The following is a 19410-nucleotide window of genomic DNA, read 5'->3' as shown; positions in this document are numbered from 1 at the left end:
AACGTACAACTATCTAGACGTACATCTAATTCGACGTACAATTGCCGTCATGAACTGGCCCATCAGACCCATGTCCCTCGTGGTCGGCGGCGTCGTCCCGCCCGAGAACGTGGTGGGCCGGGTACGCGAGCAGCAGGAAATCCTGGCCAGCCTGCCCGACGGTGGCGCTGCCCTGGTCGGCGATCGCCGGCACGGCAAGACGTCCCTGGCCCGACTCGTCGCGCACACCGCCCGCCTGCAGGGCCTGACCGTCGTCTCGGTCAGTGCGGAGCGGCAGACCTACGCCGAGTTCGTCACGGCTCTCGCCGCCGAGCTCGGCCGCGTCGACAACGCCCTTCGCCAGGAGGTCGACCGCTGGAAGGTCGCGGTGGGCACCGGGCCGTTCAAGTTCGAGCGGGTCCGCGCCGACGCCGCTCTCGACGATCTGCTGCAGCGCGCCGTCGCCCGCACCAAGGACGGTCCATTGGTGCTGTTCATCGACGAGGTCACCGTGCTCGCCCGGAACCTCGAACGCGAAAAGCCCGGCGGCGGAGACGCGTTCCTGCACCTGCTGCGCCGCTTCCGGCAGGAGCACTCCGGACGGCTGGCCACTGTCCTGTCCGGTTCCATTGGCTTCCACCATGTTTCGGAGGACGCGCTCAGTTCGGTCAACGACATCCGCAAGGTCACGGTCGGCCCGATCCGTCACGACCACGCCACGTACCTGGCCGAGTGCCTGCTGCTCGGCGTGAACGTCCCGACCACGGACCGGCATCAGGTCGCGGAATCCATTGCGGCGGCGGCAGAGAACGTGCCGTACTACATCCAGCATCTGGTCGCGGGTGCGGCACGTGAAGGGTCCGTCAAGCCGGACCGTATCGCGGAGCTGCTGGCCGCCGCCATCACCGATCCGCATGACCCCTGGGATCTGCGGCACTACCGCGACCGCCTGCGCAACTACTACGGCGACGACGCCCCCGCCATCGCCGGGCTACTCGACATCTACGCCCATGCCCCAACCCCGTTGAGCGTCAACGCAACACTTCAGTTCCTGAAGACCGAGGGCTCCCCCATCACCGACCGCGACGAGCTGGTGTCCTTCATCGAGCGCCTCGAACAGGACCACTACCTGCGCCGCGTCGGAGATGACGACTGCTTCGCCTCGGGCCTGGTGCAGTCCGCATGGCGAGCCATGAGGCGGTAGGCCATGACGCACCCCGCCTTCTCCCCCAGCACCGTCGACGCCGCCGAACTCGACGCCCGCACCGTCGGCCGCGCGCCACTTCTCAAGCGGCTGGCGGACCGCATCGTCAGCTCGGCACAGGACGGTTCGCGTCCGCACACCTTGCTCGTCGCGCCGCGCGGCGCCGGCAAGACGCACACCCTTCAGGTGGCGATCCACCGGGCTCTGAAACAGCGCAAGGCCGCGAAAGCCACACTGCTGCTGGCACTTCCAGAGGACGCCCTGGCCATCGGCAGCTACCCGGACCTGCTCGTCGAACTGCTGCGCACGCAGGGACCGGACACACACGAACGAGCCAAGGAACTTCGCGGCGACGCGCTGGAGCTGGAACGAGAGATCCTCGACTTGGCCGCGGGCCGCATGGTGCTGGTCGCGATCGAGAACGCCGACAGGATTTTCGATGCGATCGGCGAAGCAGGGCAAGGCAGTTTCCGCGCCTGGGTCGAAACATCCACCGCGGTATTGGTTTTCGCCACGGCGCCGGCGTTGTTCCCGGCCGTCTCCTCTCGCACCCACCCGTGGTACGGGTCGTTCATCATCGAGGAACTCCCCGACCTCGCCGACGCTGACATCGCTGAGCTTCTCAAGCAGCATGCCCGCGACCACGAATTGGCTTCGTACGTCCAGACTTCCGAGGGTCTGGCCCACATCGACGCCGTCGCCCAGCTCGTCGGCTGGTCGCCGCGGGTTTGGCAGATCATCGCGGACACCGCCGACCGGGCCGCCCTGGAAGGCGTCACACCCGCTGCCGACGCGGTACTGGAACAGCTCACACCCCACTACCAGCAACTCCTCTGGCAGCTGCCCGCCGGTGAACAGCGCCTCATCGTCGAACTGGCCCGTGCCGACGGCGCCCGAACTGTCACCGATCTTGCTGCCGCCGTGGGCATTTCGAATCAGTCGGCGTCGGCGGCCCTGGGCCGCCTCACGACCGGCGGCTGGGTGCACCCCGGGAAAGCGGACTCGGGCGACCGTCGCGCCACGTGGTACGACCTCAGCGACCCGCTACTCCGGAACTACTTGCACTACCGCGAGCGCCGCCAACGGTGACGCCGCAGTACGCCCCCTCCGTTGAGCGGATACGAAGCGACTCCTTGACGAGGCTGTCACTTAGTGACACAGTTGAGCTGTCACTAAGTGACAGGAGGGAGGGCGATGAACGACAAGCAGGAACAGGCGCGAATTGCGGTGTCACGCATTGCCTGTGCCCTGTTCTGGGAACGAGGCGTCGCCGGCACCAGCGGTGACGACATCGCCGCGGCCGCAGGGCTGTCCACCCGCACCATCTGGCGCTATTTCCGCAGTAAGGAGAGTTGCGTCGAACCGCTGCTCGCCAAGTCGGCAGACCGGTTCCTGGCGAGCGCCCGGCGCTGGCCGCACGAACTGTCGTTGTCGGAACACCTTGCGGCAGATGCCATTGCGCATCCGCTGTCACCGCAGGACATCGAGGACGAGCTCAGCGCGATCCGGCTCGCGACCATGACGGAATCCGACCCCGCCCTACGCACCGCGTACCTGATGGTCCACGACCGCATGGAACGGGGACTCATCCCGGTCATCGCCGACCGCCTGGGCTTACCCGAAGACGACCTGACCGTCCGCCTATGCGCGGCCGCAGTCACCGGCGCCTTCCGCGTCGTCGACGAAGACGTGAGTAGGGCAATCATCGTCGACGGCAAGCAGGTCAACCAGGAGGAGGCGCTGACCCTCATGGACCGGGCGATTCGCGAGGCCACGAACGGCAGGCTGGGCGGCCCCGTCAAACACTGAAAATTCCATATCTCTCACGAGCCGGCGACGCCGGCCCGGCGAACAAGCTTGTCCAAGAAAGGATTTCCCATGGCGCTACCCGAACTCATCTCGGTCGAAGACCTTTTCAGCGCACCCGAGCGCACGGCGGCGACGATCTCGCCGGACGGAACCAGGATCGCGTACCTCGCACCGTGGCAGAACCGCCTGAACGTCTGGGTGCAGGACGTCGACGACGACGCGACCGCACGGTGCGTCACGGCCGACGAAACGCGCAGTGTGTACATCTACCGGTGGACCGACAATCCACGATGGATGCTCTACATGCAGGACTCGGGCGGTGACGAGAACTGGCATGTCTACCGCGTCGACCTGGAGAACCCGGACACCCCCGCAGTCGACCTGACCCCGTTTCCCGGGACGCGTGCGAGCTTCGAACTGCCCAAGAGGCTGCCGGGAAAGGCCATCGTCCAGATCAACAAACGCAACCCCGAACTGTTCGATGTCTACGAACTCGACATCGCCACAGGCGAACTCACGCTTCGCGCGGAAAATCCAGGCAATGTCGTCACCTGGCTGAGCGGGCCGAGCGGTGACCTGTTCACCAACACGCTGACCGCGGAAGGCGACGTCGAAATCTCCTATTGGGACCCGGCAACGCGCAGCCTGCGTCCGGTCAAGGTCTACGACGGCAGCGACTACCCCCTGGGCATCTTCCCGGTCACCGTCACGCCGGACGGCAAGGGCATCTGGCTCCCGTCTTATGAGAACAGCGACCGGTCTCGACTGGTCGTGGTCGACGTGGCCGCCGGTACCGAGACCGAAATCGACAGCCACCCGACATTCGATGTGGGCAACCAGATGGTCCTTCCGTCACCGTTCATCCTCTGCCCGCGGACCGGTGAGCTGATCGGCGTGCGCTACTACGGCGAACGCCAGGTCATCCACCCGCTGGACTCGAATTTCGCTGCGGTACTGGACAATCTGGTCAAACTCTCGGACGGCGACCTCGCCAGCGTGTCGGCCGACGACCGTGGGCAGCGGTGGGTGGTCAGCTTCACCCATGACCGCGATCCATGGGCCACCTATCTCTACGACCACTCGACCGGCGAAAGCCGGCTGTTGTTCCGGCCCTACGCGCGTCTGGATCCCGAAAAGCTCGCCCCGATGACACCGGTGACCATCACGTCGCGCGACGGGCTGGATCTGCATGCGTACCTGACGCTGCCGGTCGGGATCGAACCCCGTGATCTACCGTTGGTCCTACTGGTCCACGGCGGTCCGTGGGCGCGTGACTGCCGGGGCTTCCAACCCGATGTGCAGCTGCTGGCCAATCGCGGATATGCGGTGCTGCAGGTGAACTTTCGCGGCTCGACGGGCTACGGCAAGGCCTTCACCAAGGCCGCGATCGGGGAATTCGCGGGCAAGATGCACGACGACCTGATCGACGCCGTGGACTGGGCTGTCAAGCAGGGCTACGCGGATCGGGACAAGGTCGCGATCTACGGCGGCTCGTACGGTGGTTATGCCGCGCTGGTCGGCGTGACGTTCACCCCGGACGTGTTCGCGGCGGCCATCGACTACGTCGGGATCTCGAGTCTCGCGAACTTCATGCGCACCCTGCCCAATGTGGCCCGACCGTTTCTTGCGACCAACTGGCACAAGTACGTGGGCGACCCCCGTGACCCCGCACAGGAAAGTGACATGCTGGCCCGCTCTCCCATCACCAAGGTGGATCAGATCCGCACACCACTGTTAGTTATCCAGGGCGCCAACGACTCTCGCGTCGTGCAAGCAGAATCAGACAACCTCGTCGAGGCACTGCGCGCCCGCGGAGTCGAGGTCGAGTACATGGTCAAGGCCGACGAAGGCCACGGATTCGTCAACCCCGACAACCAGATCGACATGAACCACGCCGTCGAGCGCTTCCTCGCCCAGCATCTCGGCGGTCGGGTCTGACTGCACGTTCGCCGCAGAACACAACAGGCCCCCACCAAACGGTGGGGGCCTGTTGCGCAGAACGAAATTACAGCGACTGCAGGATCTCGCGAGCCAGCGCAGCGGTGGCCGACGGGGTCTTGCCGACCTTCACACCGGCAGCCTCGAGGGCTTCCTGCTTGGCGGCGGCGGTGCCCGACGAGCCCGAGACGATGGCGCCGGCGTGGCCCATGGTCTTGCCCTCCGGAGCGGTGAAGCCCGCGACGTAGCCGACGACCGGCTTGGTGACGTTGGCCTTGATGTAGTCGGCGGCACGCTCTTCGGCGTCGCCACCGATCTCGCCGATCATCACGATGACCTTGGTCTCCGGGTCCTTCTCGAACGCCTCGATGGCGTCGATGTGGGTGGTGCCGATGACCGGGTCGCCGCCGATGCCGATGGCGGTCGAGAAGCCGAAGTCACGCAGCTCGTACATCATCTGGTAGGTCAGGGTGCCGGACTTGGAGACCAGACCGATCGGGCCCTTGCCGGTGATGTTGTTCGGCGTGATGCCGACCAGCGCCTCACCGGGGGTGATGATGCCCGGGCAGTTGGGGCCGATGATGCGGGTCTTCTGACCCTTCTCGACGTTGTAGGCCCACGCGTAGGCGCTGTCCTGCACCGGGATGCCCTCGGTGATGACGACCAGCAGCGGGATCTCGGCGTCGATGGCCTCGATGATGGCGTCCTTCGAGAACGCCGGCGGGACGAAGGCGATCGACACGTCGGCGCCGGTCTCCTTCATGGCCTCGGCCACCGTGGCGAACACGGGCAGCTCTACGGGGTTGCCGTCCTTGTCCACATGCGAGACCTTGGTGCCAGCCTTGCGCGCGTTGACGCCACCGACAACCTGGGTGCCGGCCTTCAGCATCAGCTTGGTGTGCTTGGTGCCCTCACCGCCGGTGATGCCCTGGACGATGACCTTGGAATCCTTGTTCAGGAAGATAGACATAAGTTGTTGGCTCCCTTACTTGTTCGCCAGCTCGGCGGCTTTGTCGGCACCGGAGTCCATGGTCTCGGCCTGGATCACCAGCGGGTGGTTGGCCTCGGCCAGAATGCGGCGGCCCTCTTCGACGTTGTTGCCGTCGAGGCGGACGACCAGCGGCTTGTTGGCCTCGTCGCCCAGCATTTCCAGCGCCTTGACGATGCCGTTGGCGACGGCGTCGCACGCGGTGATGCCACCGAAGACGTTCACGAAGACGCTCTTGACCTGACTGTCGCCCAGGATGACGTCCAGACCGGCGGCCATGACCTCGGCCGAGGCGCCACCACCGATGTCCAGGAAGTTGGCGGGCTTCACGCCGCCGTGGTTCTCGCCGGCGTACGCGACAACGTCCAGCGTCGACATGACCAGACCGGCACCGTTACCGATGATGCCGACGGCGCCGTCGAGCTTGACGTAGTTGAGGTCGTGCTCCTTGGCCTTGAGCTCGAGCGGGTCGGTGGCTTCCTTGTCCTCGAACTCGGCGTGGCCGGGCTGACGGAAGTCGGCGTTGGCGTCCAGGGTGACCTTGCCGTCGAGGGCGAGGATCTGGTCGTCGGGGGTGCGAACCAGCGGGTTGACCTCGACCAGGGTGGCGTCCTCGGCGACGAAGACCTCCCACAGCTTCTGGATGGTCACGGCCGCGGCGTCGAGCACCTCGGCGGGCAGGTGGCCCTTCTCGGCGATCTCACGGGCGAAGGCCAGGTCAACACCCTTGACGGCGTCGACGGGAACCTTGGCGAGACGCTCCGGCTTGGTGGCGGCGACCTCTTCGATCTCCATGCCACCCTCAACCGAGCACATGGCCAGGTAAGTGCGGTTGGCGCGATCGAGCAGGAAGGAGATGTAGTACTCCTCCGCGATGTCGCTGGCTTCGGCGACGAGCAGCTTCTTGACGATGTGGCCCTTGATGTCCAGACCGAGGATGTTCTGCGCGTGGGTGAGGGCGTCCTCCGGGGTGGCGGCGTACTTCACGCCACCCGCCTTGCCGCGGCCGCCGACCTTGACCTGTGCCTTGATCATGACGGGCTTGCCGATCTCCTCGGCGATCGCCTTGGCGTCATCGGCGGACTCGGTGACCCGGCCCGGTGTAGTAGGGACGTTGTGCTTGGCGAACAGCTCTTTCGCCTGGTACTCGAAGAGATCCATGAGCTCTGAGAAATCCCGTTCTGTCTGCGTTGACGGTTGAATTCACTTCAGCATTGGGCCGCACTGGCTCGCTCGGCACTTTAGCCACGTACTAATGAGTAGCCAGCACCGCCTACTACCCATGTGGTACATCTCACCTGAGAGCAACCAGTGAGGCAAATCACAGTTCCCGGCCAATGACACCTATAGGTTGCCAATCGGTTCTGATTTTCAGTACCGTCATGGGCGGTCTCGGTAACGGTACGGTCACGGAGCAAAGGAATTTTCGGTTGACTGAGCACGATTCGTCTGGCACTCCCCTCGGAGAGGCGACGGACGCCGGCATCACCGAGAACGCTACCCGCACCACCGTCAAGCTTTCCCGCGCTGTGAGCCCTGCCGAAGTGACCGACATCATCCCGTTCAACGAGTTCGGCGACCTGCACGATCTGGACCTGTCCGAGAGCGCCTTCGACCGCGATTCCCGCGTCAACGCCGCCCCTGAACTCGATGATCTGAACGACACCGACGACGAGACGCCTCTGACGCTGACCGTCCCGGCCGAATTCCAGCAGCCCGAGGGCGCCCGACGGCTCTCCGCGAGCGCCTATCGCGACAGCCACACCGATACCAGCAACGGTCTCGACGACACCGACATCATCGATCTGCGCGCGAGCCGCGGCACCCACCGCAAGCCTGAGCCCGTCAATGGCGTGAAGGGCCGCCTGGTCGCCGCCGCGATGGCCGTCGGCGCCACCGCCGCCGCCGGGTACTCGATGATGACCAGCGCCGACCAGCCGACCAGCACGAAGCTGGCCGCAGACCAGGTTGTCCGGGCGGACGGATCATCTGATGGCATCCAGATCGTCAACGTCGAGCCCGCCGCCTCGTCCGGCGCGGTGCACGCCCAGGAGCTCGCCAACGGCGCAGCGTTCGCGCAGGAGCGCGCCGAGCGCGAAGCCCGGCTGGCCCGCCCGCTGTTCGTGATGCCGACCAAGGGCGTGTTCACCTCTGGCTTCGGTTACCGCTGGGGCGCGCTGCACGGCGGCATCGACATCGCCGGCCCGATCGGCACCCCGATCGTCGCCGTGTCCGACGGCGTCGTCGTCGCCGCAGGCCCGACCGCGGGTTACGGCGCGTGGGTCAAGGTCCGCCACTCGGACGGGACCGTCACGCTGTATGGCCACGTCAACACCTGGGTCGTCTCGGTCGGCCAGCGGGTCTTCGCCGGCGACCAGATCGCCACCATCGGCAACCGCGGCAACTCGACCGGCCCGCACTGCCACTTCGAGGTGCTCATGGGCGGCAGCCAGCGCATCGACCCCGTGCCGTGGCTGGCACAGCGTGGCCTGAGCCCGGGTAATTACGTCGGCTGATCCGTGACGGACGACAACAACGCCGACGGGCCGTTGTCCGACCCCACCCAGACGTTCGCGCGCCAATCTGACGACGAACCCAGGACGGGGCTGATCCGTCGCACTCCGACGGCCGCGATCCCCGTCGCCGACGCACCGCCAACCAGCATCATCCGCCGCACTCCCACTGGTTCTATTCCCATCGTCGACGCTCCTCAAACGAGTGTCATCGAACCCGCAACCGGCCTCATCCCCGCCGAGCCGGCCACCGGCCTCATCGCGGCCGAAGATGCGCCCGCGACCACGTTCATCCCGGCCTCGACCCCCACTCCGGCAGCGGCTCCCGGTCCCGCATCCGCTCCGACGCCGGCACCGAAGCCGCCACCCGGCCCATTTGCCGCCTGCGCCACCGCAACGGCCTGCATCTTGAGCGGCTGGGCCACCGCGGTCATCGCCACCTCACTGATCGCCGGGTGGTGGCGCACCGATCCGCTGTTCTGTGTCGCCATCGGTTTCCTCGCCGCGGTGTCCGCCGGCGCGACCATCGGCGGCCAGATCGCGGTGCTACTGCGTCATCGCACCGGCCGGATGCTGGTGGTGGTCGGCGCCCTGGTGACACTGGTGATCTTCGCCAGTTTGTTCGTGGCGGGGGCGCAACTGCCGCCGATCGTCTACGGCATCCCGGTGCTGCCCATCACGAGCATGGTGCTCGCGATGCTGCCCGTTACCGGACGCTGGTGCACCAAAATCTGACGCGCACAGGCGAATCCGGTTAAAAATCAGCGAGATCGCACCGTCTGATTTCCGCGCGCGACGACGTTAAAGCTTCTGCACCGGCGCGTGGTTGTGCATCAGCTTGACCCGGCCGGAGCTGCCGAAGTCGATGAGCGACATGGCCGATTCACCGACGCCACTGACCTCTTCGACACGCCCCAACCCGTACTTGTCGTGCGTGACGCGGTCGCCCGGCGAGAGCACCACCAGCGGCTTGTTGCGGTTCGGCGCCGGTCGCATGGGCGACGGCCGTCCACCACCCAGACCGCCACCCGATCCGCCGGACCCGTAGCGGCTGGGCGCCGACAACGATGGCGGCGGCTCGACCCGGCGCCAGTCGATCAGCTCTTGCGGAATCTCCTGCAGGAAACGTGATTCCGGGTTGAGCATGGGCTGTCCCCACGACGACCGCACCTTGGCGCGGCTGAGGTACAGCCGCTGGCGGGCCCGGGTGATACCGACGTACGCCAGCCGGCGTTCCTCGGACAGCTCGGTGGGATCGCCCAGGGCGCGCATGTGCGGGAACATGCCGTCTTCCCAGCCGGTCACGAAGACCACCGGAAACTCGAGGCCCTTGGCGGTGTGCAGCGTCATCATGGTGACGACGCCGTCGCCGTCTTCGGGGATTTCGTCGGCGTCGGCAACCAGCGAGACCCGTTCCAGGAACGCGGCCAGCGCTCCGGTGTCGGGGATGTCCTCGTCGAGTTCCTCTTCCTGCAGCGCCTGCGCGTTGGCCAGGTCGGTGCTGAATTCGTGTGCGACGCTGACCAATTCGTTCAAGTTGTCCAACCGCGCCTGGTCCTGCGGGTCACTGGACGCTTCCAGCTCGCGGCGGTAGCCCGTGCGGTCCAGGACCGTCTCGACCAGGTCGCCCAATTCGCCGTCGAGCCCGCCGCGCAGGCTGTCCATGAGCTCGACGAAGCTGGCGATCGCCTTCTCCGAGCGGGAGTTCAGCATCGGCACCCGGCCCTCGGCCGCGGCCTGCAGCGCGTCACTGAAGCTGGCGCCGGTGTTCTCGGCGTACACGGCGACGCATGCTTCAGCACGGTCGCCGATGCCCCGGCGTGGGGTGTTGAGAATGCGGCGCAGGCTCACCGCGTCGCCCGGGTTGTCCAGCACCCGCAGGTACGCGACGATGTCCCGAATCTCCTTGCGCTCGTAAAAGCGCATGCCCCCAACGACTTTGTACGGGATACCGGCCCGGATGAAGATGTCTTCCACCGACCGTGACGAGTTGTTGGTGCGGTAGAACACCGCGACGTCGCCGTAGCTGAACTTGGTGTCGATCCCGCTGCCCTTCGTGGTCAGCGTGTCGATCTCCTCGGCGATGAACCGCGCCTCGTCGTGCTCGTTGTCGGCGACGTAGCCGACGATCAGCTCGCCCTCGCCCGTGTCGGTCCACAGCTTCTTGTCGCGACGTCCGGCGTTGCGGCTGATGACGCCGTTGGCGGCTGACAGGATGTTCTGCGTGGACCGGTAGTTCTGTTCCAGCAGAATGGTTTTCGCGTTCGGGAAGTCGCGCTCGAAATCCTCGATGTTGCGGATGGTCGCGCCGCGGAAGGCGTAGATGGACTGGTCGGCGTCACCCACGACACACAGCTCAGCGGGCGGGACGTCGTCGGCGCCTTCGGGCGCGTGGTGTCCGACGAGCTCGCGCACGAGGACGTACTGGGCGTGGTTGGTGTCCTGGTATTCGTCGACCAGGATGTGCCGGAACCGTCGCCGGTAGTACTGCGCGATCTGCGGAAAGCTCTGCAGCACAGCGACGGTCTCGCCGATCAGGTCGTCGAAGTCCATGGCGTTCGCGGCCCGCAGCCGGCGCTGGTATTCGCCGTACACCTCGGCGACGATCTTCGGCAGATCCTCGTCGGCCTCCGACGCCTCCGCGGCGGCCTGCAGCGGGTCGATCAGTTCGTTCTTCAGGTTCGAGATCGCGGTCGCCAGCATGCGCGGCGAGTACCGCTTGACGTCGAGGTTGAGGTCCTTGCCGACCATCATCAGCAGCCGGCGCGAGTCGTCGGCGTCGTAGATCGAGAAGTTGGAGTTCAGCCCCGGCAGCAGCGAGGCCTGGTTCCGGAGGATCCGGACGCAGGTGGAGTGGAACGTCGACACCCACATCGACTTGGCCCGCGGACCGATCAACTGGACCACGCGCTCACGCATCTCGGCGGCAGCCTTGTTCGTGAACGTGATGGCCAGGATCTGGCCGACGCCGACGTCGCGGTTGGCCAGCAGGTAGGCGATGCGCCGGGTCAGGACCGCGGTCTTGCCCGAGCCCGCGCCGGCCACGATCAGCAGCGGCGAACCCTCGTGCAGCACTGCTGCACGCTGCTGCGGGTTGAGGCCATCCAGGAGCTGATCGATGTCGGGGGCTGTGCTCGTCATATCAGCTCAAACTTACCGCCGGGGTGCGACAACCCACGCATTTCCCCGGTCGCTTCGGTCGCCTCTTTGCGCTGGCACCGGCCGGGATGGCACACTCGGAACGTGCTCAATGCGCAGCAGCGATTTTTCTACGGGTACCGGACGCCGGTACCCGGGGTTTAGCTGCTTCCCTTCAGCCCCGTGGTCCGCATCCGGATCCGGGGCTCGTTTGTTGTGTGAGGCCTGAATTCGGATGACACCAGAATCCACCAACAGCGAGGAAACCATGTCGACCGAAACTGAACTCCCCAACATCGATGCGCTCCGCCTGGAGATCGACGAGCTGGACGCCACCATCCTGGCGGCCGTCGCCCGTCGCACCGAGGTCTCCAAGATGATCGGCAAGGCCCGCATGGCCTCCGGCGGCACCCGGCTGGTGCACAGCCGCGAGATGAAGGTCATCGAGCGCTACAGCGAGCTGGGCCCCGAGGGCAAAGACCTCGCCATGCTGCTCCTGCGTCTGGGCCGCGGCCGCCTCGGCCACTAGCGATTTGTGCACGATTTTCCGCGGTCAGCGCGGATTTTCGTGCACAAATCCCTAGGAGGTCAGGGCGATGTACTTGGTGTCGAGGTACTCCTCGATGCCCTCGGTGCCGCCTTCGCGGCCGAATCCTGACGACTTCACCCCGCCGAACGGCGCCGCCGGGTCGGAGATGACACCCCGGTTGACGCCGACCATGCCGGACTCCAGCGCCTCGGACACCCGCAGCGCCCGATCCAGCGACTGCGTGTAGATGTACGCCGCCAGGCCGTACTCGGTGTCGTTGGCCGCGGCGATCGCCTCGTCCTCGGTGTCGAAACCGGTCACCGGAGCGACGGGGCCGAACACCTCTTCCTTGAGGATGCGGGCATCGGCAGGGACGTCCGCCAGGACCGTCGCGGGATAGAAGTAACCCGGCCCGCCCGGAGCGGTGCCGCCGACGGCCACCGTCGCCCCGCGGGACACCGCGTCGGACACCAGCTCGGTGACGGTGCCGACCTGTTTGGCGTTGATCAGCGGGCCGAGTGTCGCGTTCTCGTCCAGCCCGTTGCCGAGCGTGAACTCGCTCATGCGCTGCACCAGCTTCGTGGTGAACTCTTCGCGCACCGAGTTGGCGACGTGGAAGCGGTTGGCCGCGGTGCAGGCCTCGCCGCCGTTGCGCATCTTGGCGAGGATCGCGCCGTCGACCGCCGCATCGATGTCGGCGTCGTCGAACACCACGAACGGCGCGTTGCCGCCGAGTTCCATCGACATGCGCAGCAGCTTCTCGCCGCCCTGCTGCGCCAGCGCCCGGCCGACGCCCGTCGACCCGGTGAAGGTCAGCTTCCGCAGCCGGCCGTCGTCCATGAGCGCCTTGGTCAGTTCACCCGGGCTGGTGGTGGGCAGCACGGACAGGACGCCCTTGGGCAGGCCGGCATCGGCCATCAGCTTGGCCAGCAGCAACATGGTCAGCGGCGTTTCGGCGGCGGGCTTGACCAGCATGGTGCAGCCGGCCGCCAGGGCGGGGCCGATCTTGCGGGTGCCCATGGCCAGTGGGAAGTTCCACGGTGTCACGGCATAGCACGGGCCGACGGGCGACTTCGTGACGACGATGCGCCCGGTGCCGGCCGGGCTCGGGGTGTAGCGGCCGCCGATGCGGACGGCCTCCTCGGCGAACCAGCGGAAGAACTCGGCGCCGTATTTCACTTCGCCGCGGCTCTCGGCCAGCACCTTGCCCATCTCGAGCGTCATCAGCGTGGCCACCTCCTCGGCGCGGGCGGTGATGGTCTCGAACACCGAGCGCAGGATCTCGCCGCGCTCACGCGCGGGGGTTGCCGCCCACTCCTTTTCGACGGCCGCCGCGGCATCGAGTGCGGCGACGCCGTCCTGCGGCGTGGCGTCGGCGACGTGGGCGATGACGTCCTCGGTAGCCGGGTTGAGCACTTCGAATGTGGATTGACCGGCGCGCTCCTCACCGCCGATCCAGAGGCCAGTTGGGACAGACGACAACAGCGCGGCGATGTCCATACACCCATCATGTACGGCGGCGTTTCCTACGTCACACTAGGGTTTGGGGCATGGCTGATCACTCTCCCGCTGCCGACATCTCGACCACCTCAGCCTGGGAGGCGCTCACCGCGCACCACGCCGCAGTCGAGGCGACCACGCTGCGCGAGCTATTTGCCGACGACCCGGACCGCGGCCGCGAGCTGACGCTGACCGTCGGCGACCTGTACATCGACTACAGCAAGCACCGGGTGACCAGGGAAACCCTTGCACTGCTGCTCGATCTGGCCCGTGCGGCCGGCCTCGAGGAGCGGCGCGACGCCATGTTCGCCGGTCAGCACATCAACACCTCCGAGGACCGCGCCGTGCTGCACACCGCGCTGCGGCTGCCGCGCGGCGCCTCGTTGGTGGTCGACGGCCAGGACGTCGTCGCCGACGTGCACTCGGTCCTCGACGAGATGGGTACCTTCACCGACCGGCTGCGCAGCGGTGAGTGGACCGGGGCCACCGGGCAGCGCATCACGACCGTCGTCAACATCGGTATCGGTGGTTCCGACCTAGGGCCCGTGATGGTCGATCAGGCCCTGCGCCACTACGCCGATGCGGGCATCACGGCGCGGTTCGTGTCGAACGTCGACCCGGCCGACCTGGTGGCCAAGCTCGACGGACTCGACCCTGCCACAACGCTTTTCATCGTCGCCTCCAAGACGTTCTCGACGTTGGAGACGCTGACGAACGCCACTGCCGCGCGGCGCTGGCTCGTCGCCGCGCTGGGTGACGACGCGGTCGCCAAGCACTTCGTCGCCGTGTCGACCAACGCAAAGCTGGTGTCCGAGTTCGGCATCGACACCGCGAACATGTTCGGCTTCTGGGACTGGGTCGGTGGCCGCTACTCGGTGGACAGCGCCATCGGGCTCTCGGTGATGGCCGTCATCGGCAAGGAACGGTTCGGCGAATTCCTGGCCGGCTTCCATCTGGTCGACGAGCACTTCCGCACCGCGCCGCTGGAGGCGAACGCGCCGGCGCTGCTCGGCCTCATCGGCCTGTGGTACTCGGATTTCTTTGGGGCACAGGCGCGTGCGGTGCTCCCCTACTCCAATGACATGGCCCGCTTCGCGGCCTACCTGCAGCAGCTGACCATGGAGTCCAATGGCAAGTCGGTGCGCGCCGACGGCACGCCGGTGAGCACCGACACCGGCGAAATCTTCTGGGGCGAGCCGGGAACCAACGGCCAGCACGCCTTCTACCAACTGCTGCACCAGGGCACCCGGCTCGTGCCGGCCGACTTCATCGGCTTCAGCGAGCCGACCGACGACCTGCCCACCGCCGACGGCACCGGCAGCATGCACGACCTGCTGATGAGCAACTTCTTCGCCCAGACTCAGGTGCTCGCCTTCGGCAAGACCGCCGAAGAGATCGCCGCCGAAGGGACGCCGGCCGACGTTGTCCCCCACAAGGTGATGCCCGGAAACCGGCCCACCACTTCAATTTTGGCGACCAAGCTGACGCCGTCGGTGGTCGGTCAGCTGATCGCGCTGTACGAGCACCAGGTCTTCACCGAAGGCGTCATCTGGGGCATCGACTCGTTCGATCAGTGGGGCGTCGAACTCGGCAAGACCCAGGCCAAGGCCCTGCTGCCGGTTATCACGTCCGAGGCCGCGCCGGCCCCGCAGTCCGACAGCTCGACCGATGCCCTGGTGCGTCGCTACCGCGCCGAACGCGGCCGCGTTTCCTAGGGATTTGTGCACGATTTTCCGCGGCCGGCGCGGAAAATCGTGCACAAATCCCTAGGCGAAGTACTTGGTGAAGCGCGGCGGCACCAACTTCATCACCTCGACCAGCGGCCACCACGGCCAGCCGGGGACGACGGCGCGCCCCTTCTCCTTCTCGATGGCGTCGACCATGGCCTTCACGCCGGTCTCGTTGTCGACCATGAGCATGGTGGAGTTGGATTTGGCGGTCATCTCGGACTCGATGTAACCGGGCTCCAGAACGGTGACCTTGATCGGACCGGACGGATACTCGGCGCGCAGCGACTCACCCAGCGACGTGACGCCGGCCTTGCTCGCGGCGTAGGCCGCCTTGTGCCCGGGCACGCCGACGTTGCCGAGCACCGACGACACCAGAACCAGGTGGCCCCGCCCCGCGGCCTTGAACATTTCCAGCGCCGTCTCGATCTGCACCAGCGCCGCAACGAGATTCGTCTCGATGGTCGCCTTGTTGGCCCACAACTTGCCGCCACCGAGCGGGTAGCCCTTGCCGATGCCGGCGTTGACGATGACGCAGTCGATGCCGCCGAGCTGGTCGGACAGCTCCTCGAAAACCTTGGGCACCTGATCGTGGTCGTTGACGTCCAGCGCCGCGATGGCGACGGTCACGCCGGGATACTGCGCCGTCAGTTCGGCCTTGAGTTCTTCGAGGTTGTCCAGCCGGCGGGCACACAGTGCCAGGTCGCGGCCCTTGGCGGCGAACTGCCGGGCCATACCGGCGCCCAGGCCCGAGCTCGCTCCGGTGATGAGAATCTTCTGCCGAGTCATGCCCTGCAGCGTAACCAACTCGACACGTGTCAAGAAAGGCCGCGGGTGCAAGATCGAGGTATGAAGCTCGCCACCCTGTTGGTTGCCGCCATGGGCATGACGTGGCTGCCCCTCGCCCACGCCGACGACGATCAGCTGTTCCGGCTGGTTGACACCGCCGTCCAGCGGCTGCAGACCGCCGATCCGGTGGCCGCCGTGAAGTGGATCAGCGGCGGCTCGATCGAGGACCCCGCGCGAGTGGAACAGGTGCTGAATGCGGTCGGCGCCCAGGCCACCGCGTCCGGTGCCGACCCGGCGTTCGTGCGGCAGGTGTTCACCGACCAGATTCACGCCACCGAGGGCATCGAGTACCTGCGGTTCAGCCAGTGGAAGTTCGATCCGGCGACGGCTCCCACGACGGCGCCTGACCTGTCCGAATCACGCACTGCGATAGACGGTTTCAATCGCACCATGGTCGCCGAGCTGGCCTCGCAGCAGGGCGTACTGCGCGGCCCAGGCTGCGCCATCGCACTCGACGCCGCCCGAGCACAGGTGGTGACGAACCAGCACCTCGACCCGCTCTACCAGCAGGCGCTCACAGCAGCGACCAGGAACTACTGCAACTGAATCACTTGAGCAGCTTCGACATGCGCCGGTCGGCCAGCACCTTGCCACCGGTCTGACACGTCGCACAGTACTGAAAAGACTTGTCCGCGAAGGACACCTCACGGACCGTGTCGCCGCAGACCGGGCACGGCAATCCGGTGCGAGCATGGACCCGAAGCCCAGAGCGCTTCTCCCCCTTGAGGGTTGCCGCTCCTTGTCCGACCGAACGGGTCACGGCATCGGTGAGCACCGAGATCATCGCGTCATGCAGAGTCGCCAACTGCTCCGCGGTCAGCTTGCCCGCGGTCGCGAACGGCGAAAGCTTGGCCACATGCAGGATTTCGTCGCTGTAGGCGTTGCCGATCCCGGCAATGGTCCGTTGGTCGGTGATGACGTTCTTGATCCGCCCGGTGTTCCCGGCCAGCACCGCGCCCAGTTCCGCCGGGCCGAGCGACAGCGCGTCGGGTCCCAACGTGGCGATCTGCGGCACGGCCAGCGGGTCGTTCACCAGCCAGACCGCCAACCGCTTCTGCGTTCCCGCCTCCGTGAGGTCGAAACCCGGTGCCTCACCAGGCTTTCCGAGATGCACACGCAGTGCGATGGGCCCCTTGCCCGGTTTCAGCGGCGCGGCCGTCAGTTTCTCCGACCAACGCAGCCAGCCCGCCCGGGACAGGTGGGTGATCAGGTGTAGGTCGCCGACCTGCAGCCCCAGGTACTTGCCCCAGCGGTTGGCACCCGTCACTTCCTTGCCGTACAGGGCCGTCGGCGGCGGGTCGAAGGTCTTGAGCACCGACAGAGCGGAGACGTCGACACGGCCCACCGGCAGTCCGACCGCATGACGACGCAGGTGATCGGCGAGCGCCTCGACCTCGGGAAGTTCCGGCATGGGTTCAGGCTAGCGACTGGATGTACCGCATGCTGTACACATGGCAGACCGCTCGGCACCCGCCCCGGCCACCAATCCGCTGCGACGCATGCTGGTCATGAATGCCGTACCGCGCCGCTGGCCGTTCGCGCTGCGGGCGTCGATCTGCATGGTGGTGCCGATTCTCGTCGGTTGGGCAGCAGGGGACGTGTCGGCTGGGCTGATCGCCACCATCGGCGGCTTCACCTCGCTGTACGGCAGCGGCCGGCCGTATCTCAACCGGGCGATGTATCTCGGCGCCATCGCCGTCTCCTTCGCGATGGTCGTGGCACTCGGCGATTGGGCAGCTGCCACCCCGTGGTCGGCCGTGCTCGTGGTGAGCGTCATCGCGATGGCCGCCGTCCTGATCTGCCAGGCCCTTTCGGTCGGACCACCCGGTGCCTACATGCCAGTGCTGGCGTGCGCGGCGGCAGTCGGAATCGCGGCCGAGCACCTCAGCCCGTGGCGCCTGGGCGCGCTGGTGCTGGCCGGCGGCGCGTTCGCATGGGTGGTGCACATGGCCGGCGTACTGGTCCGTCCGCGTGCGCCGGAACGCGCCACGGTCGCCGGCGCCGCCGAAGCGGTGGCCACCTACATCGAAACCTCGTCACCCGACGCCCGGCACCGCGCCGCACAGCTCCTGCACGAAGCCTGGATCACGCTGGTCACGTTCCAGCCCGTACGGCCCAAGCCCGACGACACCCTGTATCGACTGCGGATGACGAACCGCCGGCTACACGTGTTGTTCGCGGAAGCGATGGCTGCCGCCGACCACGGCCAACCGATGTCTGTCGACAGCGCCGCACTGGCTCGGCACCTGGGCACCGTGCCCGACGACATCGGCGGCAGTTTCGAGGGCCTGATCCCACTGGGACGCCCCTCGGTGGGGACGCTGCTGCGCCGGGCGGTGACGCCGGGGGCTCCCCCACTGACCGCGGCACTGCGCACCGCGGTCGCCGTCGCGATCGCCGGCACCGTCACCGTCGGCCTGAACATCGACCACGCGTACTGGGCCATGGCGGCGGCGGTGCTGATGCTGCACCAGGGTTTCGATTGGCGGCGCACCGTACAACGCGGCATCGAACGCACTTTGGGCACGTGGCTCGGCCTGCTGCTGGCGGGCGGCGTCCTGCTCGCCGCGCCGGGTGGACCGTGGCTCGCCGTCATCGTCGGCACGCTGCAGTTCCTCATCGAGATGTTCGTGGTGCGCAACTACACCGTCGCGGTCATCTTCATCACGCCTGCGGCATTGACCATCGCGTCGGGCGGCCATCACATCGCCGACGTGCCCGCCATGCTGCTCGCTCGAGGCGTCGACACCGTGATCGGTTGTGCGGTGGCACTTCTCGTGCTGTGGCTGACACGACGCGGCCATCCCGCGGCGCGCCCCGCCGAGTCGATCGCGGCGACGCTGGACGCCGTCGCCGTCGTCGTCGGCCATCTGGCCGCGGGCGCGGTCACCACTGATCAAGCGCGAGGCGACCGCCGCGATCTGCAGCTGCGCGCGATGGCCATGCTTCCGGTGTACGACACCGCGATCGGCGGCTCGACCCGGAGCCGGGTTGCGGCAGAACGACTTTGGCCGGCCATCGTCGCGACCGAGCAGCTCACGTACCGGACGCTCGCCGCGGCCTGGGCCGCTGAACGATCCGAAGCGCCGTTCACCCCCGATGACGCCCAGCCCCTGACCGCGACGATCAGCGACCTGGCCGACGCGGTCCGCACCGGGCGCCCGGCTGCCGACATCGCCGAGCCACCGGCCTTCGGCGCCAACGAATTACGCGCGATCCGGGCGTCGCTGGCGTAG

The 19410-nt window shown here is 66.9% G+C and carries 16 protein-coding genes and 1 pseudogene; 10 read left to right on the top strand and 7 right to left on the bottom strand.

Features of this window, described 5'->3' with window-relative positions; translation table 11 throughout:
• Nucleotides 1–70: 70 nt before the first annotated feature.
• The 4 genes from ACJEIK_RS04050 (at nt 71) to ACJEIK_RS04035 (ending at nt 4930) form a co-directional block, all read left to right on the top strand.
• Nucleotides 71–1183 (top strand): ATP-binding protein, encoded by a 1113-nt coding sequence (locus ACJEIK_RS04050; RefSeq protein ID WP_133426649.1) that lies wholly within the window; start codon nt 71–73, stop codon nt 1181–1183.
• 3 nt (nt 1184–1186) lie between these two features.
• Nucleotides 1187–2272 carry a MarR family transcriptional regulator gene (locus ACJEIK_RS04045; RefSeq protein ID WP_267324749.1) on the top strand — a complete coding sequence of 362 codons (1086 nt, stop codon included), beginning with the start codon at nt 1187–1189 and terminating at the stop codon, nt 2270–2272.
• A 105-nt stretch (nt 2273–2377) separates the two neighbouring features.
• Nucleotides 2378–2992, top strand: coding sequence for a TetR/AcrR family transcriptional regulator (locus ACJEIK_RS04040; protein ID WP_409431093.1), 615 nt, complete (start codon nt 2378–2380; stop codon nt 2990–2992).
• A 69-nt stretch (nt 2993–3061) separates the two neighbouring features.
• A complete protein-coding gene (locus tag ACJEIK_RS04035; RefSeq protein WP_409431092.1) occupies nt 3062–4930 on the top strand; it encodes an alpha/beta fold hydrolase in 1869 nt (622 codons plus the stop codon).
• Between the two features lie 67 nt (nt 4931–4997).
• Here the strand turns inward: ACJEIK_RS04035 and sucD are convergent, their stop codons facing one another.
• Both sucD and sucC read right to left on the bottom strand, forming a co-directional pair.
• A complete protein-coding gene (sucD, locus tag ACJEIK_RS04030; RefSeq protein ID WP_135356951.1) occupies nt 4998–5900 on the bottom strand; it encodes a succinate--CoA ligase subunit alpha in 903 nt (300 codons plus the stop codon).
• A gap of 15 nt (nt 5901–5915) precedes the next feature.
• On the bottom strand, nt 5916–7079 hold the full coding sequence (gene sucC / locus ACJEIK_RS04025; RefSeq protein WP_060999384.1) for an ADP-forming succinate--CoA ligase subunit beta: 1164 nt from the start codon (nt 7077–7079) through the stop codon (nt 5916–5918).
• Between the two features lie 269 nt (nt 7080–7348).
• On the opposite strand from sucC, the gene ACJEIK_RS04020 reads away from it, so the two are divergent.
• Nucleotides 7349–8434: a M23 family metallopeptidase gene (locus ACJEIK_RS04020; RefSeq protein WP_110767709.1), complete on the top strand. Its 1086-nt coding sequence runs from the start codon at nt 7349–7351 to the stop codon at nt 8432–8434.
• 33 nt (nt 8435–8467) lie between these two features.
• A complete protein-coding gene (locus ACJEIK_RS04015; RefSeq protein ID WP_060999404.1) occupies nt 8468–9166 on the top strand; it encodes a hypothetical protein in 699 nt (232 codons plus the stop codon).
• Nucleotides 9167–9232: 66 nt separating this feature from the next.
• On the opposite strand, the gene pcrA is transcribed toward ACJEIK_RS04015, so the two are convergent.
• Nucleotides 9233–11572 (bottom strand): DNA helicase PcrA, encoded by a 2340-nt coding sequence (gene pcrA, locus ACJEIK_RS04010; RefSeq protein WP_409431091.1) that lies wholly within the window; start codon nt 11570–11572, stop codon nt 9233–9235.
• Nucleotides 11573–11804: 232 nt separating this feature from the next.
• Between pcrA and ACJEIK_RS04005 the strand changes: the two genes are divergently transcribed.
• Complete coding sequence (locus ACJEIK_RS04005) at nt 11805–12098, top strand: chorismate mutase (RefSeq protein ID WP_409431090.1); 294 nt, start codon at nt 11805–11807, stop codon at nt 12096–12098.
• A 51-nt stretch (nt 12099–12149) separates the two neighbouring features.
• On the opposite strand, the gene ACJEIK_RS04000 is transcribed toward ACJEIK_RS04005, so the two are convergent.
• On the bottom strand, nt 12150–13598 hold the full coding sequence (locus tag ACJEIK_RS04000) for an NAD-dependent succinate-semialdehyde dehydrogenase (RefSeq protein WP_409431089.1): 1449 nt from the start codon (nt 13596–13598) through the stop codon (nt 12150–12152).
• A 50-nt stretch (nt 13599–13648) separates the two neighbouring features.
• Between ACJEIK_RS04000 and pgi the strand changes: the two genes are divergently transcribed.
• The gene (pgi, locus tag ACJEIK_RS03995; RefSeq protein ID WP_135356953.1) at nt 13649–15313 is read left to right on the top strand and encodes a glucose-6-phosphate isomerase; all 1665 of its coding nucleotides are present in this window, start codon (nt 13649–13651) and stop codon (nt 15311–15313) included.
• Between the two features lie 51 nt (nt 15314–15364).
• On the opposite strand, the gene ACJEIK_RS03990 is transcribed toward pgi, so the two are convergent.
• The gene (locus ACJEIK_RS03990; protein WP_133426600.1) at nt 15365–16114 is read right to left on the bottom strand and encodes an SDR family oxidoreductase; all 750 of its coding nucleotides are present in this window, start codon (nt 16112–16114) and stop codon (nt 15365–15367) included.
• Nucleotides 16115–16174: 60 nt separating this feature from the next.
• Here ACJEIK_RS03990 and ACJEIK_RS03985 point away from each other — a divergent pair, with 60 nt between their 5' ends.
• Nucleotides 16175–16720 carry a chorismate mutase gene (locus ACJEIK_RS03985; protein ID WP_409431088.1) on the top strand — a complete coding sequence of 182 codons (546 nt, stop codon included), beginning with the start codon at nt 16175–16177 and terminating at the stop codon, nt 16718–16720.
• A 1-nt stretch (nt 16721) separates the two neighbouring features.
• Here the strand turns inward: ACJEIK_RS03985 and ACJEIK_RS03980 are convergent, their stop codons facing one another.
• Nucleotides 16722–17195 carry a zinc finger domain-containing protein gene (locus ACJEIK_RS03980; protein ID WP_286150086.1) on the bottom strand — a complete coding sequence of 158 codons (474 nt, stop codon included), beginning with the start codon at nt 17193–17195 and terminating at the stop codon, nt 16722–16724.
• A 195-nt stretch (nt 17196–17390) separates the two neighbouring features.
• Nucleotides 17391–17585 (bottom strand): annotated as a pseudogene (locus tag ACJEIK_RS03975) (DNA-formamidopyrimidine glycosylase family protein); the annotation flags it as partial.
• 40 nt (nt 17586–17625) lie between these two features.
• Here ACJEIK_RS03975 and ACJEIK_RS03970 point away from each other — a divergent pair.
• Complete coding sequence (locus ACJEIK_RS03970) at nt 17626–19410, top strand: FUSC family protein (protein ID WP_409431087.1); 1785 nt, start codon at nt 17626–17628, stop codon at nt 19408–19410.

Source organism: Mycobacterium sp. SMC-16, from assembly GCF_046250085.1.
Lineage (GTDB): Bacteria > Actinomycetota > Actinomycetes > Mycobacteriales > Mycobacteriaceae > Mycobacterium > Mycobacterium phocaicum.
This window is presented reverse-complemented; position numbering and strand designations above follow the sequence as displayed.

Bases quoted from the DNA above. Each gene is read 5' to 3' on its own strand.
- ACJEIK_RS04050 (WP_133426649.1), top strand. From the start codon at position 71: ATGTCCCTCGTGGTCGGCGGCGTCGTCCCGCCCGAGAACGTGGTGGGC.
- ACJEIK_RS04045 (WP_267324749.1), top strand. From the start codon at position 1,187: ATGACGCACCCCGCCTTCTCCCCCAGCACCGTCGACGCCGCCGAACTC.
- ACJEIK_RS04040 (WP_409431093.1), top strand. From the start codon at position 2,378: ATGAACGACAAGCAGGAACAGGCGCGAATTGCGGTGTCACGCATTGCC.
- ACJEIK_RS04035 (WP_409431092.1), top strand. From the start codon at position 3,062: ATGGCGCTACCCGAACTCATCTCGGTCGAAGACCTTTTCAGCGCACCC.
- sucD (WP_135356951.1), bottom strand. From the start codon at position 5,900: ATGTCTATCTTCCTGAACAAGGATTCCAAGGTCATCGTCCAGGGCATC.
- sucC (WP_060999384.1), bottom strand. From the start codon at position 7,079: ATGGATCTCTTCGAGTACCAGGCGAAAGAGCTGTTCGCCAAGCACAAC.
- pcrA (WP_409431091.1), bottom strand. From the start codon at position 11,572: ATGACGAGCACAGCCCCCGACATCGATCAGCTCCTGGATGGCCTCAAC.
- ACJEIK_RS04005 (WP_409431090.1), top strand. From the start codon at position 11,805: ATGACACCAGAATCCACCAACAGCGAGGAAACCATGTCGACCGAAACT.
- ACJEIK_RS04000 (WP_409431089.1), bottom strand. From the start codon at position 13,598: ATGGACATCGCCGCGCTGTTGTCGTCTGTCCCAACTGGCCTCTGGATC.
- pgi (WP_135356953.1), top strand. From the start codon at position 13,649: ATGGCTGATCACTCTCCCGCTGCCGACATCTCGACCACCTCAGCCTGG.
- ACJEIK_RS03990 (WP_133426600.1), bottom strand. From the start codon at position 16,114: ATGACTCGGCAGAAGATTCTCATCACCGGAGCGAGCTCGGGCCTGGGC.
- ACJEIK_RS03985 (WP_409431088.1), top strand. From the start codon at position 16,175: ATGAAGCTCGCCACCCTGTTGGTTGCCGCCATGGGCATGACGTGGCTG.
- ACJEIK_RS03970 (WP_409431087.1), top strand. From the start codon at position 17,626: ATGGCAGACCGCTCGGCACCCGCCCCGGCCACCAATCCGCTGCGACGC.